The sequence below is a fragment of the Hydrogenophaga intermedia genome, from assembly GCF_023715105.1.
GTDB classification, from domain to species: domain Bacteria; phylum Pseudomonadota; class Gammaproteobacteria; order Burkholderiales; family Burkholderiaceae_C; genus Hydrogenophaga; species Hydrogenophaga intermedia_A.
Window position 1 is genome coordinate 126319 of record NZ_JAMBNO010000007.1, and the last position, 16545, is coordinate 142863.

17 protein-coding genes are annotated in these 16545 nt (G+C 68.7%); 12 read left to right on the forward strand and 5 right to left on the reverse strand.

The genetic code is table 11. The features are described 5' to 3' along the window. Positions 1-10: 10 nt before the first annotated feature. From M3149_RS08315 to M3149_RS08350, 8 genes are all read left to right on the forward strand, one after another. Positions 11-466, forward strand: coding sequence for a 5-carboxymethyl-2-hydroxymuconate Delta-isomerase (locus tag M3149_RS08315; RefSeq protein WP_251708841.1), 456 nt, complete (start codon positions 11-13; stop codon positions 464-466). Position 467: 1 nt separating this feature from the next. After that, a complete protein-coding gene (gene hpaH / locus M3149_RS08320; RefSeq protein WP_251708842.1) occupies positions 468-1292 on the forward strand; it encodes a 2-oxo-hept-4-ene-1,7-dioate hydratase in 825 nt (274 codons plus the stop codon). A 10-nt stretch (positions 1293-1302) separates the two neighbouring features. Beyond that, a complete protein-coding gene (locus M3149_RS08325; RefSeq protein ID WP_251708843.1) occupies positions 1303-2130 on the forward strand; it encodes an aldolase/citrate lyase family protein in 828 nt (275 codons plus the stop codon). A 19-nt stretch (positions 2131-2149) separates the two neighbouring features. After that, a complete protein-coding gene (locus tag M3149_RS08330; RefSeq protein ID WP_251708844.1) occupies positions 2150-2944 on the forward strand; it encodes a class II aldolase/adducin family protein in 795 nt (264 codons plus the stop codon). A 39-nt stretch (positions 2945-2983) separates the two neighbouring features. After that, entirely contained in the window at positions 2984-4018 is a 1035-nt protein-coding gene (locus M3149_RS08335) for a 2-dehydropantoate 2-reductase (protein WP_251708845.1), read from the forward strand. A 39-nt stretch (positions 4019-4057) separates the two neighbouring features. Beyond that, the gene (locus tag M3149_RS08340; protein ID WP_251708846.1) at positions 4058-4873 is read left to right on the forward strand and encodes a helix-turn-helix transcriptional regulator; all 816 of its coding nucleotides are present in this window, start codon (positions 4058-4060) and stop codon (positions 4871-4873) included. Between the two features lie 89 nt (positions 4874-4962). Continuing rightward, positions 4963-6051, forward strand: a complete 1089-nt coding sequence (locus M3149_RS08345; RefSeq protein ID WP_251708847.1) for an aromatic ring-hydroxylating dioxygenase subunit alpha — start codon at positions 4963-4965, stop codon at positions 6049-6051. A 21-nt stretch (positions 6052-6072) separates the two neighbouring features. Beyond that, positions 6073-7077 (forward strand): TRAP transporter substrate-binding protein, encoded by a 1005-nt coding sequence (locus M3149_RS08350; RefSeq protein WP_251708848.1) that lies wholly within the window; start codon positions 6073-6075, stop codon positions 7075-7077. A gap of 15 nt (positions 7078-7092) precedes the next feature. Here the strand turns inward: M3149_RS08350 and M3149_RS08355 are convergent, their stop codons facing one another. Beyond that, entirely contained in the window at positions 7093-7713 is a 621-nt protein-coding gene (locus tag M3149_RS08355) for a MarC family protein (protein ID WP_251708849.1), read from the reverse strand. Beyond that, positions 7713-8462, reverse strand: coding sequence for an SDR family oxidoreductase (locus tag M3149_RS08360; RefSeq protein ID WP_251708850.1), 750 nt, complete (start codon positions 8460-8462; stop codon positions 7713-7715). The genes M3149_RS08355 and M3149_RS08360 overlap by 1 nt, the downstream gene beginning before the upstream one ends. Positions 8463-8548: 86 nt before the next feature. On the opposite strand from M3149_RS08360, the gene M3149_RS08365 reads away from it, so the two are divergent. Genes M3149_RS08365 through M3149_RS08375 form a run of 3 tightly spaced genes read left to right on the forward strand, consistent with a single transcriptional unit; the run spans position 8549 to position 10780 of the window. Next, the gene (locus M3149_RS08365) at positions 8549-9148 is read left to right on the forward strand and encodes a 2-hydroxychromene-2-carboxylate isomerase (protein ID WP_251708851.1); all 600 of its coding nucleotides are present in this window, start codon (positions 8549-8551) and stop codon (positions 9146-9148) included. Positions 9149-9183: 35 nt separating this feature from the next. Then, entirely contained in the window at positions 9184-9870 is a 687-nt protein-coding gene (locus tag M3149_RS08370; RefSeq protein ID WP_251708852.1) for a dienelactone hydrolase family protein, read from the forward strand. Between the two features lie 4 nt (positions 9871-9874). Next, positions 9875-10780: an amidohydrolase family protein gene (locus M3149_RS08375; protein ID WP_251708853.1), complete on the forward strand. Its 906-nt coding sequence runs from the start codon at positions 9875-9877 to the stop codon at positions 10778-10780. A gap of 10 nt (positions 10781-10790) precedes the next feature. On the opposite strand, the gene M3149_RS08380 is transcribed toward M3149_RS08375, so the two are convergent. Continuing rightward, complete coding sequence (locus M3149_RS08380; protein WP_251708854.1) at positions 10791-11903, reverse strand: magnesium transporter CorA family protein; 1113 nt, start codon at positions 11901-11903, stop codon at positions 10791-10793. Between the two features lie 13 nt (positions 11904-11916). Further along, a complete protein-coding gene (gene hemB, locus M3149_RS08385) occupies positions 11917-12918 on the reverse strand; it encodes a porphobilinogen synthase (protein WP_251708855.1) in 1002 nt (333 codons plus the stop codon). Between the two features lie 212 nt (positions 12919-13130). Here hemB and M3149_RS08390 point away from each other — a divergent pair, with 212 nt between their 5' ends. Further along, positions 13131-14255, forward strand: coding sequence for a hypothetical protein (locus tag M3149_RS08390; protein WP_251708856.1), 1125 nt, complete (start codon positions 13131-13133; stop codon positions 14253-14255). An 81-nt stretch (positions 14256-14336) separates the two neighbouring features. Here M3149_RS08390 and M3149_RS08395 read toward each other — a convergent pair whose 3' ends face one another. Further along, on the reverse strand, positions 14337-16535 hold the full coding sequence (locus M3149_RS08395; protein WP_251708857.1) for a malate synthase G: 2199 nt from the start codon (positions 16533-16535) through the stop codon (positions 14337-14339). Between the last annotated feature and the right edge of the window lie 10 nt (positions 16536-16545).

A 16545-nucleotide genomic window follows, 5' to 3' on the forward strand; every position in this document is an offset into this window, starting at 1 on the left:
GGTTCACGTCATGCCCCATCTCGTCATCCTCTACAGCGGCAACCTCGACCACCCGCCCGCCATGGGCGGCACCGATATGGGCGCGCTGTGCCGCCGCTTGTGCGATGCCCTGCTCACCGTGCGCGACGAGCAGGACCGCCAGGTGTTCCCCACCGGCGGCACGCGCGTGCTGGCTTTCCCGGCCGCGCACTGGGCCATTGCCGACGGCGGCGCGGCCGGCGAGGCCGCGGGCCGCGGCGGCGACTACGCCTTCGTCTACCTGAACCTGCGCATGGCCCAGGGCCGTAGCGCCGAGGTGCACCGGCGCACCGGCGAAACCATGGAGGCGGTGTGCAAGGCCCACTTCGCCACCCACCTGGCCACCCGCGCCATCGGCATCACCACGCAGGTGGACGAAGGCCACGAGGTGTTCGATGCGAAGAACAGCTCCATCCACCCCTTGTTCGCGCCGCCCGCCAAGGCCTGACATGCTCGACGCCGCCACCATCGACCAGCTCGCCGCCGAACTCGACGCGTCTGCGCGCACGCGACAGCCGCTCACGCACTTCTCGCAGCGCTTTCCGGGCATGACCATCGACGACGGCTACCGCGTGGGCCGCGCCTGGGTCGCACTGCAGCGCGGGCGCGGGGACCCGGTCATCGGTCACAAGATCGGGCTCACCAGCCGCGCCATGCAACTCTCCAGCCAGATCGACGAGCCCGATTTCGGCACGCTGCTGGGTTCGATGAAGCTCGTGGCGAAGGCCGGGGAGGAACTGCAGATTCCCGCGAACCGGTTCCTCTCGCCGCGCGTCGAGGTTGAACTCGCCTTCGTGCTCAAGCGCGAACTCCGCGGCCAGGTCACGGTGGACGAGGTGCTGGCCGCCACCGAATACGTCACGCCCGCGATCGAGATCATCGACGCGCGCATCGAGCAGTTCGACCGCCACACCAAGGCCCCGCGCAAGGTGTTCGACACCATCAGCGACAACGCGGCCAACGCCGCCATCGTGGTGGGCGAGGGCGACGACCGCTACCGCGCAAATCCGCTCACCACCGACCTGCCCTGGTGCGGCGCCATCCTCAAGCTCAACGGCGCGGTGGAAGAGACCGGCCTGGCCGCCGGCGTGCAGGGCCACCCGGCGATCGGCATCGCCTGGCTGGCCGAGAAGCTGCAGCACTGGGGCGACGCGTTGCAACCCGGACAGATCGTGCTCGCCGGTTCCTTCACACGCCCGGTGCCCGCCAAAGCGGGCGATCGCTTCGAGGCCGACTATGGCCCGCTCGGCGTGCTGCACTTCCGCTTCGTTTGACCGACCCGCCATGCAGACCCCCATCAACCCTTTCAAGCAGGCCTTGGCCGCCGGCCGCGCGCAGATCGGCCTGTGGGCCGCGCTCGCGAGCCCCTACAGCACCGAACTCGTCGCCGGCACCGGCTACGACTGGCTGCTCATCGACGGCGAGCACGCGCCCAACGACGTGCGCAGCACCCTCGCGCAGCTGCAGGCCGTGGCCAGCGCGCAGCAAGCCTTCGGCGACGCGCGCTCGCACCCGGTGGTGCGCGTGCCGGTGGGCGTGGGCGAGGTCGGCACCGCGCTCATCAAGCAATACCTGGACATCGGCGCGCAAACCTTGTTGGTGCCCATGATCGACACCGCCGAACAGGCCGCGCAGGTGGTGGTCGCCACACGCTACGCGCCGGTGGGTGTGCGCGGCATGGGCAGCGCGCTGGCGCGTGCCTCGCGCTGGCAGGCGCACGCGCGCTACGTGCACGAGGCCGACGAGCAGGTCTGCGTGCTGGTGCAGGCCGAGACCGTGACGGCGATGAAAAACCTCGACGCCATCGCTGCCACGCCCGGTGTGGACGGTGTGTTCATCGGCCCGGCCGACCTGAGCGCGAGCATGGGCCACCGCGGCAATGCCGCGCACCCCGAGGTGCAGGCCGCCATCGCCGATGGCATGCGCCGCATCCGCGCCGCGGGCAAGGCCCCGGGCATCCTGGCCACCACTGAGGCCGGTGCGCAGCAGTGGCTGCAAGCCGGTGCGCTGTTCGTGGCCGTGGGCGCCGACACGATGCTGCTGGCCAGTGGTGCCGCACAGCTGCTGGCCATGTTCAAGAAGGCCGAACCGCACGGCCCCAACACCTACTGAACACGCAAGGAGACCCCGCATGAACGCCGCCCTGCAGACCAGCACCGTGCTGCCGCCCGGCATGCACCCCGACGAATGGGCCGCGCGCCTGGAGCTCGCGGCCTGCTACCGCGTCTTTGCCATGCTCGGCTGGACGGAGATGATCTACAACCACATCACGCTGCGCCTGCCCGACAGCGTGAGCGCAGGCGAGAAGCAGTTTCTGATCAACCCGTTCGGTCTGCACTACAGCGAGGTCACGGCCAGCAACCTGGTGAAGATCGATCTGCAGGGCCGCGTGCTCGACGGCTCCACGCACCGCGTGAACCCCGCAGGCTTCGTGGTGCACGCCGCCATTCACGACGGCATCGCCGGCGCGCACTGCGTGATGCACACGCACACCACGGCCGGTGTCTCCGTGGCCTGCCTGAAGGACGGTCTGCAGCAGACCAACTTCTACACCGCGCAACTGCACGGCATGGTGGCGTACCACGACTTCGAGGGCATCACCATCCACGCCGACGAGGGCCCGCGCCTCTTGCAGAGCATCGCCAACAAGCCCGCGGTGATCCTGCGCAACCACGGCCTGCTGGCCTGGGGCGCCACACTGCCGCAGACTTTCGCCATCCTCTGGACGCTGCAGCGCGCCTGCGAGATCCAGCTCGCCACGTTCAGCATGGGCGGGCCGCAGGCTGCGCTGCCGGTGTCCGATGCCATCGCCGAGAAATGCACGCGCGATGCGCTGCAGTTCAATCCGAACCACGGCGCCGGGCGCGACGTTTTCGATGCGCTGGTGCGCCAGGTCGATCGCATCGACAGCAGCTACCGCGCGTGAACCCGCAACGTCTCCCATGCAGCGTTTAAGCTCGCGCGCATGAACCTGCCCCCCATCCAGAGCGTGGCCATCGTCGGTGCCGGCGCCATCGGCGGCTGGCTCGGCGTGCACCTGGGCCGCGCCGGTTGCCAGGTCAGTGCGCTGGCGCGCGGTGACACGCTCGCCGCCTTGCGCACGCACGGCCTGCGCCTGCAGCAAGGCGGCGAGCTGCTGCAATGCCCGCTCGAGGCCTCTGATCGCGCCTACCAACTCGGCGCGCACGACCTCGTGATCCTCGCCGTCAAGGCGCCCGCGTTGCCCGGCATCGCGCCCGTCATCGGCCCGCTGATCGGGCGGCACACGGTCGTGCTCACCGCCATGAACGGCGTGCCCTGGTGGTTCTTCGAAGGCTTCGGCGGCAAGCTGCAGGGCACGCCCCTGCCGGTCGTGGACCCGCATGGCGCCATGGCGCGCGCCGTACCGGCGCGGCACGTGCTCGGCGGCGTGGTGCACGCCAGCTGCTCGGTGGATGCACCGGGCCTGGTGCGGCACCACTTCGGCAATGGCCTCATCGTGGGCGAACCTTCGGGTGAACAAAGCCCGCGCGCGCAGGCCGTGGTGGCCAAGCTGCGCGAGGCCGGCATCGACGCCACGCTCTCGCCGCAGATCCAGAAGGACATCTGGTTCAAGCTCTGGGGCAACATGACGGTCAACCCCGTGAGCGCCCTCACCGGCGCCACCACCGATCGCATCCTGGCCGACCCGCAGGCGCGCGGCTTCATCAGCGCCGTCATGCTCGAGGCCAAGGCAATCGGCGAAAAACTGGGTATCCCGATCCCGCAGCAACCCGAGGACCGCCACGCCGTCACACTCAAGCTCGGTGCGTTCAAGACCTCGATGCTGCAGGACGTGGAAGCGCGCCGCCCGGTGGAACTCGACGCGCTGGTGGCGGTGGTGGCCGACCTCGGCCGCCTGACCCAGGTACCCACACCGTTCACCGACGCGCTGCTCGGCCTGGCGCGCCTGCACGCGCGCACGCTCGGGCTGTACCCCGAAGAAGCCTCGCCGCTGGCGGCGCGGCCGCAGCAGGGTTAGCCCGCTGGCGCGCGGCGGGCGGTTTTCGAGAATGTCCGCATGCCTGCCATCTGGTCGCTCGACACCCCCGCGCCCGGCCCGGCCCTGAACCCGGCCGCCGTCTCGGCGCTGATCGACTGCGCCAGCGCGCCGCCCAGCGCCGCGCGGCTGCTGCGTGCCATCCACGCGGTGGTGCCGGTGGAATACCTCTCGCTCGTGAGCCTGCAGCGCGACACGCCCGAGCTCATCGAGGGCAGCTCGCGCCACACCCATGAGCGCGACGTGGTCGCCGAGTGCTTCGCCATCTACCGCCGCAGCTACTGGCGCAGTGACTCGGTGATGCGCCTGGCCGACCGCGTGGCCCGAGGCCCCGCGCGCGACGTGGCGGTGCTGCACTGCCGCGCCGACGAACTGCCCGTGGCCGGCTGGCGCAACGAGATCTACAAGCGCGAGCGCCTCACCGAGCGCTTCACGCTGCTGCACGCGCCCACGCCCGGCGCCGTGCAGGCCATCCACCTCTACCGCGACGAGCGCCAGGGCTTGTTCCGCCCGGACGAAATCCAGCAACTGCTGGGCCTGGCGCCGCTGCTGCGCCAGGCGCACCAGGCGTCGCTGGCCAGCCAGGCCGTGGCCGCCGACCGCGATGCGCAGGTGGCCCAGGCGCGCCGCAAACTGCTTCGCTTGCTGCCCGCGTTGTCACCGCGCGAGGCCGAGGTCGTGGCCCGCATCGCCAGCGGCCTCAGCGCCGACGGCATCGCCGCCGACCTCGACGTGGCACCCTCGACCGTGGTGACGTTGAGAAAGCGCGCCTACGCCAAGCTCGCCGAAGCCGGGTTGCCGGCAGACCGGCTGCGGCTGGCGCGCTGGCTCGCCTGATGCCCCCGTCCATCCCCCCCGAAGGGGACAAGCCGCCAGCGCCAGCTGCCTAGCATGGCCGCTCCATCCCCAAGAGGAGGAGACGCCCCATGTGGCTGCGCAATTGCTGGTACGTGATCGCCTGGGACCACGAGATCCCGCCCGCGGATTCGCCGCAGCTGTTCACGCGCACCGTGCTCGGCGAGCCGGTGCTGGTCTATCGCACCCAGGCGGGTGATCTGATAGCGCTGGAAGATCGCTGCTGCCACCGGCACGCGCCGCTGTCGGTGGGCAAGCGCGAGGGCGACTGCGTGCGTTGCGGCTACCACGGCCTCAAGTTCGACCACCGCGGCCAGTGCGTCGAGGCCCCGGGCATCGACATCATCCCGGTCAAGGCGCGCGTGAAGCGCTACCCGCTGGTGCTGCAGAACAAGTGGGTTTTCGTGTGGATGGGCGACCCTGCGCTGGCCGACGACGCGCTGCTGCCCGACAACTTCAGCTGCGATTCGCCCGAGTGGCAGAACAAGCCCGGTTACCTGCACTACGACACGCCTTACCTGCTGATCTGCGACAACCTGCTCGATTTCTCACACCTGTCGTTCGTGCACGAGAAGTCGCTCGGTGGCTCTACGCGCATCGCGCAGGCGCGGCCGGTGATCGAACCCGTGCCCGGCCCCAACGCCGAGTGGCCGCAGATCGGCATCAAGGTCTCACGCCATGTGAGCGACGTGCCGCCGCCGCCGTTCTACCAACGCTTCCGCCGCTTCGACACCAACCTCGACCGCTGGTTCGTCTACGACTTCCTGCTGCCAGGCACGCTGCTGATGCACTCGGGCGGACGCCCCAGCGGCAGCGACGCCGATGCGCCCGGCCCGTCGGTGCGCCTGCACTCGTGCCAGACGCTCACCCCCGAGACCGCCACCACCACGCACTACTTCTTCCAGCAGTCGCATCCCACCGGCGAGGGCGATGAGACCGTGACGCAGAGCATCTTCGACAGCCTGATCGGTGCGTTCAACGAGGACCGCGACATGATCACCGCCCAGCACCGCAACATCCAGCACAACCCCGCGCTGCCCATGCTGCCGCTGGCCATGGACGCCGCGCTGATCCAGTTCCGCCGCCTGCTCGAAGCGCGCGTGCGCGCCGAACAGCAGGCACCGACCCTTTCCCCCACCCGACCGGCCACCACGGCCTGACAACGACCCGGAGACATGCCCATGAACCGCCACACCCTGACTTTCGCCGCCCTGATGACCCTAGGCGCCAGCGCCGGTGCACAGACCGTGCTCAACGTCTCCACCTGGCTGCCGCCCACGCACGGCGCCACCATGGCGCAGAACCAGTGGTGCGAAGCGGTCGAGAAGGAAACCAAAGGCAGCGTGAAGTGCAACCTGCTGCCCAAGGCCGTGTCGGCGCCGCCCGGCACCTTCGATGCGGTGCGCGACGGCCTGGCCGATGTGTCTTACACGGTGGACGGCTACACACCCGGGCGCTTCATCTTCACCCAGGTGGCCGAGTTTCCCTTCCTGGGCGACACCTCCATGGCGACCAGCGTGGCCTACCAGCGCATCTACGACAAGTACTTCGCCCCGTTGGGCGAGCACCGCGGCGTGAAGGTGCTGGGCGTGTTCACCCACGGCCCCGGCATCATCTTCACCACCAAGCAGCCCGTCACCAGCGCGGCCGAAGCCGCCAAGCTCAAGTTCCGCATCGGCGGTGGCAACATCAACGAGCTGTCCAAGCTCATGGGCTGGAACACCACGCTCAAGCCGGCCACCGAGTCGTTCGAACTGCTCTCCACCGGCGTCATGGACGGCACCTTCTTCCCCGACGAATCCCTGCAGTCCATGCGCCTGAGCATGGTGAAGTACGCCACCACCTTCCCGGGCGGGCTCTACAACACCAGCTTCGTTTTCATGATGAACCCGGCCAAGTACAACGCCCTCAAGCCTGAGGAGAAGGCGGCCATCGACAAGGTGTCGGGCGAGAACGCGGCGCGCCTGTTTGCGGCCGGCTGGGACCGCACCGACGCCGCCTCGCGCGAGATCCAGAAAACCACCGGCGTGCAGCGCCAGATGGCCAACGATGCCTTCGTCAACGAGGTCAAGGCCAAGCAGGCGCAGCTCGAAGACAAGTGGGTGGCGGCGGCCGAAGCCCGTGGCCTCAAGAACGCACGCGCCGTGCTGGCCGAGTTCCGCGCCGAGACGCAAAAGCTGAAGTGAAGGCCTGAGGCACTGTTACCCCGCGAGCGCGGGGAACAGTTTCATCAGGCCGTCGGCCATCACCTCGACCGCCAGCGCGGCGAGGATCAGGCCCATCAGGCGGGTCATCACGTTGATGCCGGTCTGGCCGAGGAAGCGCGCGATCGGCTCGGCCAGCGCAAAGCACACCGCCGTGGCCAGCGCGATGACCACGCCATAGCCCACCAGCGCGGCGTGCTGGAAGAAGGTCTTCGCCTGGTCGGCATAGATCACCACGGTGGACATCGTGGCCGGTCCGGTGAGCAGCGGAATGGTCAGCGGAACCACCGCGATGCTGGCGCGCGCCGAGGTGTCGCTCAGGTCCTGATCGGTGGCCTTGGCTTCGGCCGGGCGCGCGTTGAGCATGGACAGCGCGGACGTGAGCAGCAGCATGCCGCCGCCGACCTGAAAGCTCGCCAGCGAGATCGAGAAGAACTCGAGGATCTGCAGGCCAATCAGCGCGCAGGTGGCGATGACGGCAAACGCGCTCAGGGCCGAGATCATCACCGTGCGCTGGCGCTGCTTGCGGCTGAAGCCCTGCGTGTAGTGGATGAAGAAGGGCACGATGGCCAACGGGTTGACGATGGCCAGCAGCGTGATGAGCGGCTTGAAGTCCATCAGCGTGCCCCGGAGACGTCGACCAGGCTCATGGTGGTGTAGCTCGCGGCGTCCGACAGCAGCCACACGATCAATTGCGCCACCTCGTCGGCCGTGCCGCCGCGCTGCATGGGAATCAACGGCGCCAGCTCGCGCAGCCGCTCGGGGCGCCCCCCGCTGGCGTGGATCTCGGTGTCGATGAGCCCAGGGCGTACGGCGTTGACGCGGATGCCTTCGTTGGCCACTTCCTTGGCCAGACCCACGGTGAAGGTGTCGATGGCGCCCTTGCTGGCCGCGTAGTCCACGTACTCGCCGGGCGAGCCCAGTCGTGAGGCCGCGCTGGACACGTTCACGATGGCGCCGCCCGTGCCGCCGTGTTTCGTGCTCATGCGGCGCACGGCCTCGCGCGCGCAAAGCAGGCTGCCGATCACGTTGATGTCGAACATGCGCCGCCAGCGCGCCATGTCCATTTCGTCGAGCCGGGCGCGCTGGTCCACCACGCCCGCGTTGTTCACGAGGCCCGCGAGGCGACCGAACTTTGCGTCGACCTGCTCGAACATGCGCAGCACCTGCGCCTCGTCGGCCACGTCGGCCTGCACCGCCATCGCACGCCCGCCGTCGGCGCGGATGGCGCGCACCACCTCGTCGGCCGCGAGCGAGTTGGCCGTGTAGTTCACCGCCACGGCCCAGCCCGCTTTTGCGGCCAGCCGGCATGTGGCGGCCCCGATGCCGCGCGAGCCCCCCGTGACCAGCAACACCTTCTCTGTCATAACCCGTCTCCTGCAACCTTCGCGCGCATGGCGTACAAATCGCCTGCGTCGCCAGCGCACGATTACAACAGCCAACGGAGACCCGCATGCGTCGCACGATCGACTATTTCTTCGCCACCATGAGCCCCTGGGCCTACCTGGGCCACGCGCGCTTCGAGCGCATGGCCGCGGCAGCCGGCGCCGAGGTGCGCGTGCGCCCCATGGACCTGGGCAAGATCTTCCCGCTCTCGGGCGGCCTGCCGCTGGGCAAGCGCGCGCCGCAGCGCCAGGCCTACCGCCTGGTGGAGCTGCGCCGCTTCAGCGAATGGCTGCAACTGCCGCTCACGCTGCAGCCGAAGCACTTCCCGGTCGCCGGTGACCCTTCGGCCCGCCTCATCAGCGTGGTGGCCGAGCGCGACGGCAGCCAGGCCGCCATGCGCCTGTCGGGCGCCGTGCTCACCGCGGTGTGGGTGCAGGAACGCGACATCGCCGATACAGACACCCTGGCCGCCCTGCTGCGCGAGACCGGGCTGGACGCCGCGCGGCTCGTGCAGTCGCAGGGCGAGCAGGGCCAGGCGCTGGCCGATGCCCACACCCAGGCCGCCATCGACGCGGGCGTGTTCGGCTCGCCGAGCTACGTGGTCGACGGCGAGATGTTCTGGGGCCAGGACCGGCTCGATTTCGTCGAACGCCGGTTGCTGGCCTGAGCGGCCTTTTCATTCCACCCCGAGGAGACCATCACATGAGCGAAACCATCACCCTCAAGGCCGCCGACGGCCACAGCTTCCCCGCCTATGTGGCCAAACCGGCGGGCAAGGCCAAAGGCGGCATCGTGGTGCTGCAGGAAATCTTCGGCGTCAACGCCCACATCCGCGCCGTGGCCGATGGCTACGCCGCCGCGGGTTATCTCGTGGTCGCGCCGGCCACCTTCTCGCGTATCGGCAAGGGCGACGTGCAGCTTGGTTACACCGAGTCCGACATGAAGGAAGGCTTCGGCTACAAGGGCGCCGTGGAGGCACTGCCCGCGCCGGGCGTGATGGCCGACATCCAGGCCGCGGTGGACCACGCGGCGCAGGCCGGCAAGGTTGGCATCGTGGGCTATTGCTGGGGCGGCCTGCTCACCTGGCGTTCGGCCGCGCAGGTCAAGGGCCTGAGCGCGGCCGCGCCCTACTACGGTGGCGGCATGACAATGCCCGAAGAGATTGCGCGCCAGCCGCGGGTGCCGGTGCTGGCCCACTTCGGCGAGCAGGACCACTGGATCCCGCTGGACACCGTGGAGGCCTTCAAGAAGGCGCATCCCGAGGTCGCGGTGCACGTCTATCCCGCCCACCACGGCTTCAACTGCGACCACCGCGGCTCTTACGACGAAGCCAGCGCAAAGCTCGCGCGTGAGCGCACGCTGGCGTTCTTCGCTCAACACATCGGTTGACGCCATGAAGCGGACCGCGCTGACGCTGCTGGGCCTGGGCTTTGCGGCCGCGGCTGCCGCGCAGTACAGCGGCCCGCTGTTCGACGCCCACCTGCATTACAACGACGAGGCCTGCGTGCACGACGCGCAGGCCTCGCCCGGTTGCCCGCACCCGCTGGCCGACGTGCTCGATCGCATGCAGCGCAACGGTGTGCGCGCCATCGTGGCCAACTCGCGCCCCAACGACGGCACGCGCGCGCTGGCGCAGGCGCGCGAGCAGACACGCGCCGCCGGCGTGACCGTGGTGCCCCTCGTACGCCTCTACCGCAACCGCGCCGATTACAACAACTGGTTTCGCGACCCGAGCATCGCAGCGATGGTGGACAGCGAGCTGGCGCGCGGCACGCCCTCGGGCCCCTACCGCGGCCTGGGCGAGTTCCACCTTTACGACAGCGCCAATGCCGATGGCCCGGTGGCGCAGCAACTCATGCGGCTCGCCGATGAGAAGGGTCTGGTGATCCTCGCGCACGTGGATGACGTGGCGGTCGAGAAGCTGATGGCGCACACGGCGTCGAAGGGCGCGAGCACGAAGCTGATCTGGGCCCACACTGGCATCGGCGGCTCGCCGCTGGCGCGGGTCGACGAGCTCATGGCGAAGTTTCCGCAACTCAAGGGCGAACTCTCCTACCGCCCCGGCCTCACCTGTGGCGACGGTGTGTTGTGCCCCGAGTGGCGCGCGCTGCTGCTGAAGTACCCCGACCGCTTCCTGATCGGCTCGGACACCTGGATCAACCAGCGCTGGCTGTACTACGACAACCTCATGCAGGGCTATCGCGCCTGGCTCGGCACCTTGCCACCCGACGTGGCGAAAAAGATCGCCTGGGACAACGGCGCGCGCCTGTTCGGCCTGGACGAGCCGTCGCCGCGCTGAGGCGGCTGCGTCAGCGCCCGCCCGAGGAACGCAGGTAGCGCTTGCGCCAGAAGTACACGCTCAGGCCCACGGCCACGCCCACCATCGAGGCCATGGCCCACCAGAAGCCGGCGCGCTCGTGGATGAGCGGGATGAACTCGAAGTTCATGCCGAAGATGCCCGCGATGAGGTTGAGCGGCAGGAACACCGCGGTGAGCGCGGTGAGTGTGCGCATGATGTCGTTGGTGCGGTTGCTCTGCGCCGAGAAGTGCATCTGCACCGCGGTCTCTGCGTTCTGTTCCAGCCGGCGCACGTGGTGCACCACGCGCTCGATGTGCTCCAGCACATCGCGGCTGCGCACCTTGAGCAGCTCCAGCCCGCGCTGGCCGCCGATGGCCTCGTTGGCTTCCCATTCCTCCAGCGCTTCGATCCAGTCCTGCACGGCGCTGCGCTGGTCTTCGCAGATTTCGTCGAGTTGGTGCAGCGAGATGCGCGCATCCAGCAGAGAGGCCCAGTTCATGAAGCGCGTGCGCGGGCTGAGCAGTTCGCTCTGCCAGTGATCGAGCTGGCGCGTGAGCTCGCGGCGCAGGTCGAGGTAGCCGTCCACCATCTGGTTGACGATGCGCAGCATGAGATCCGCCGGGCTGGCGGGCAAGCCCGCGCCCACCGTGCGTGCGGTGTTGGCGGCGCTGGCCAGCAGCCGCGCGGAGTACTGGTCCAGCACACCGCAACTGGCGGGGTGCACGGTCAGCAACACGCGGTCGAACACCGCGAAGCCCACCGGGCTGGTGTCGATGCGGCGCAGCACCGGCGGGCCACCGCGGCGCACCGGCTCGGTCAGCACCGCACCGGGCTGGCCGAGGTCGACCTCGGCCTGGCCAGCGGCCAGCCGGCGGAACACCAGAAGGTCGTATTGCGAGGTGTAGTCGTAGTGCGAGGGCAACTGGTTGTTGAGCAGGTCGCTCACGTGCAGGTCCACCAGCGTGGTGCCGCACATCACCTGCAGGGCGGCCTGGATGTTGCCGTGTTCCAGTTCGAACTCGCGCCGGCCGCAGGCCACCCACAGGAAGCCGCGCGGCGGCAGCACCATCGGCAGGCCGGCCGATTCGTTGACGGCGCCGGGCTGAACGTGAAAGACCCGCATGGGTGCCCCGGCCTCAGCCGCGCAGCAGCCGCGCGGCGTCGCGCGCGAAGTAGGTGAGGATGCCGTCGGCACCGGCGCGCTTGAAGGCGAGCAGGCTCTCCATCATCACCGCGTCGTGGTCGAGCCAGCCGTTCTGCGCCGCGGCCTTGAGCATCGCGTATTCGCCGCTCACCTGGTAGGCAAAGGTCGGCATCGCGAACTCATCGCGCACGCGGCGAACGATGTCCAAGTAGGGCATGCCGGGTTTGACCATCACCATGTCGGCGCCCTCGGCGATGTCCATCGCCACCTCGCGCAGCGCCTCGTCGGTGTTGCCCGGGTCCATCTGGTAGACCTTCTTGTCGGCCTTGCCCAGGTTGGCGGCCGAGCCCACGGCGTCGCGGAACGGGCCGTAGAAGGCGCTGGCGTACTTGGCGCTGTAGGCCATGATGCGCGTGTGCACGTGGCCCGCGGCCTCCAGCGCGCTGCGGATGGCGCCGATGCGCCCGTCCATCATGTCGCTCGGCGCCACGATGTCCACACCCGCGGCAGCCTGCGTGAGCGCCTGCTGCACCAGGATGGCGACGGTGGGGTCGTTGAGGATGTAGTTGTGCTCGTCGAGCACGCCGTCCTGACCGTGGCTGGTGTAGGGGTCCAGCGCCACGTCGGTCATCACGCCCAGTTGCGGAAAGTTCGCCTTGAGCGCCCGCACCACGCGCGGTATCAGACCGTCGGCGTTCATGGCTTCCTGGCCGTCGGGCGTCTTGAGCGAGGGCTCGATCACCGGGAACAGCGCCAGTACCGGAATGCCCAGCTTCACGCAATCCTCGGCCACGGGCAGCAGCAGGTCCGGGCTCAAGCGTTCTACCCCGGGCATGGAACCCACGGCCTCGCGCCGGTTCTGGCCGTCCAGCACGAACACCGGATAGATCAGGTCCGATGGATGCAGCCGGTGCTCGCGCACCAGTTCGCGGGTGAAGGTATCGCGGCGCAGGCGGCGCGGACGGGCGGCGGGGTAGGGGGCGGGGGTATGCATGGTGGCATTGTGGCAAACAGTTGCCTGGTGACGGCGTGACCGCAAACGTGCGGCAACGCACGGAATGTAGACATTCCCGCTACCAGCCCCTGGTTTGAACGCTTGTTCTGGTGCAGATTTCGTTACATCGCCCGTGCGGGAACGCACAATGGGCGGCTTTGCACGGCCCAGGGGCCCCGCAAACCACGGACAGACGAGCCTTGAAACACCGAATGGCCACACCCAAGAAAGACCAGCCCGGCGCTGCAGGCGCCGCGGGCGCGTTGCGCAGCAACGAGCCCTGGTCGCTCTCCGAGCACGCGCCGGCCTTGCTGGCCGCCGCCGCCGAGCAGATCGGCGACGCCCTGCAGGACCTGCAGAATGGCGTCGATCAACTGCAGTCGCAACACAAGCTGGGCGCACAGGCGCAATGGACGCTGGGCGTGCCGCTGGCGCGCATCAAGCGCCTCACGGTCGTGATGCAGCAACTGCAGCGTTTCCATGCCGGGCGGATTCGCCAATCCCACGAGAAGATCGATCTGTCTCGCCTGGCCGAGGAAAGCCTGCAGGAGCGTCGCAAGGAATTCGCGCTGATGGGCGTGGAGATGCGCCGCAAGGTCAAGCCGGTGGACGTGCTGGTCGACCCCACGGTGGCGCACGCCTTCCTCAATGCCCTGATCGACTGGGCCCTGCCGCTGGGTCGGCGCATCGACGTGCGCGTGGATGTGAACCACTGGCCGCCGCACGCGCGGCTGCAGGTGCGGGTCCACGGCGACGGCGCTCCGCCTTCTTCGTCCGCCGCCTCGCTGGACAACCTCGACTGGGCGCTGACGCGCCAGATCGTGGCTACCGCCGGCGGCATCGACCTGCAGCGCGAGGTCACGCCCGACGGCATCACCTGCACGGCGCTGTTCCAGCGCACCGCGCAGTCGGTGGACGGCATCTCCGCGATCGAGCTGTCCGACGATCAATCGTCGATGTTCAAGTCGTTGCAGAGCGTGTACGCGCTGGTGGTCTCTCCTTCGCTGCAGATCCGCGCCGATGTGCGCGACGCGCTGCGCGAAATCGGCGTGAGCGCCGACAGCGTGGTCGACCTGTTGCAGGCGGGCGAGGCGGTGGCGCATCGCGCACCGAGCATCATCGTGATCGACGCGGCGCTCAAGGGCCCCGAGTTCGACGCTTTCCGACGCGAGGTGGCACGCCACGCCATGGACATGCCTTTCGTGGAAATCTCCTCCGACGACACCTCGTTCGACATGTCCGGCTTCGGCGAGACGTCCATGGCCAAGGTCGGCCGCGGCAACATCCGCGAGGCGCTGGGCACCGCGGTCATGTTCGAGCTTGCGAAGTCGATCTGAGCCACCGGTTTGAGGCGCGGTCCTTGCGGCCGCAAAAGAGAAGGGCGCCCTCGGGCGCCCTTCTCGCTGGCGATTCGCGGATCAGCCCGCCGCCTTCACCTTCAAGCGCCAGGCATGCAGCAGCGGCTCGGTGTAACCGCTGGGCTGTTCCTTGCCCTTGAACACCAGGTCCAGGGCAGCCTGGTATGCCATGCTGGTCTTGGCGTTGCCGGCCATGGGGCGGTAGAGCTTGTCACCGGCGTTCTGCTTGTCCACCTTGGCGGCCATGCGCTCGAAGGTCTCGCGCACCTGCTGCTCGGTGACCACGCCGTGGTGCAACCAGTTGGCGATGTGCTGGCTGCTGATGCGCAGCGTGGCGCGGTCTTCCATCAGGCCCACGTCGTTGATGTCGGGCACCTTGGAGCAACCCACGCCCTGGTCGACCCAGCGCACCACGTAGCCCAGGATGCCCTGCACGTTGTTGTCCAGCTCGGCCTGCTTCTCGGCCGCGCTCCAGTTGGGGTTGGTGCTCACCGGCACGGTGAGCAGGCCGGTCAGCAGGTTGTCGCGTTCCTTGTCGGCGTCGATCTTCTCGAGCTGCTTCTGCACGTCGCGCACCAGCACCTGGTGGTAATGCATGGCGTGCAGCGTGGCGCCGGTGGGGCTGGGCACCCAGGCGGTATTGGCGCCAGCCTTCGGGTGGCCGATCTTTTGCTCCAGCATGGCCTTCATCAGGTCGGGCATGGCCCACATGCCCTTGCCGATCTGCGCCTTGCCGCGCAGGCCGCAGGCCAGGCCCACCAGCACGTTATTGCGCTCGTAGGCCTGGATCCAGGCGCTGGTCTTCATGTCGCCCTTGCGCACCATGGGGCCGGCGAGCATGGCGGTGTGCATCTCGTCGCCGGTGCGATCCAGGAAGCCGGTGTTGATGAAGGCCACGCGGTCGGCCGCGGCCGCGATGCAGGCCTTCAGGTTCACCGAGGTGCGGCGCTCTTCGTCCATGATGCCCAGCTTCACCGTGGCCTGCGGCAGGCCGAGCAGCTGCTCGACGCGGCCGAACAGCTCGGCGGCAAAGGCCACTTCCTTCGGGCCGTGCATCTTGGGCTTGACGATGTAGACCGAGCCCTTGCGCGAGTTGCGCAGCGGGTGCGTCTTGTCCTTCTTGAGGTCGTGGATGGCGATCGCGGTGGTGATGACCGCGTCCATGATGCCTTCGGGAATCTCCTTGCCCTCGGGGCCCCACAGGATGGCCGGGTTGGTCATCAGGTGGCCGACGTTGCGCACGAAGAGCAGCGAGCGGCCGTGCAGGCGCACGGCTTTCTTGCCGTTCGGGGCCGTGTACTCGCGGTCGCCGTTGAGGCCACGCTTGAGCGTCTGGCCACCCTTCTCGAAGGTCTCGGTGAGCGTGCCCTTGAGAATGCCCAGCCAGTTGCGGTAGGCCAGCAGCTTGTCTTCGGCGTCGACGGCGGCCACCGAGTCCTCGAGGTCGAGAATGGTCGACAGCGCGGCCTCGACCACCAGGTCGCTCACACCAGCCGGGTCGGTCTTGCCGATCGGCGTGTCGGGGCGGATCTGGATTTCCAGGTGCAGACCGTTGTGCTGCAGCAGCACGGCCGAGGGTGCCTTTGCGTCGCCCTGGTAGCCCACGAACTGCGACTTGTCGTCCAGCTTGCTGGTCTTGCCATCGGCCAGCGTGACGACCAGCTCGCCGTCCTTGACGCGGTAACCCTTGGAGCCGACGTGCGAGCCCTTCTTCAGCGGGGCGGTGCGGTCGAGCACGTGGCGCGCCCATTCGATGACCTTGGCGCCGCGCTTGGGGTTGTAGCGCGTGCCCTTTTCGCAGCCGTTGGTCTCGGCGATCACGTCGGTGCCGTAGAGCGCGTCGTACAGCGAGCCCCAGCGTGCGTTGGCGGCGTTGAGTGCGTAGCGCGCGTTCAGGATCGGCACCACCAGCTGAGGGCCGGCCTGCACCGCGAGCTCGTCATCCACGTTCTTCGTCGTGGCCTTGACCTTGCCGGGTTCGGGCACGAGGTAGCCGATGGTCTCGAGGAACTTGCGGTAGGCCGCCATGTCGCGCACCGGGCCGGGGTTGGCGCTGTGCCAGGTGTCCAGCTCGGTCTGCAGGCGGTCGCGTTCGGCCAGCAACGCGGCGTTCTTGGGGGCCAGCGCGTGCACCAGCGTGCCAAAGCCTTGCCAGAAGGCCGCAGGCGCCACGCCCGTGCCGGGCAGCACCTCGGTGTTGATGAAGTCGTGCAGGGCGGTGTCGACCTGCAGGCCGTGGACGGTGGTTCTGGCGCTCATGGGGCGGGCT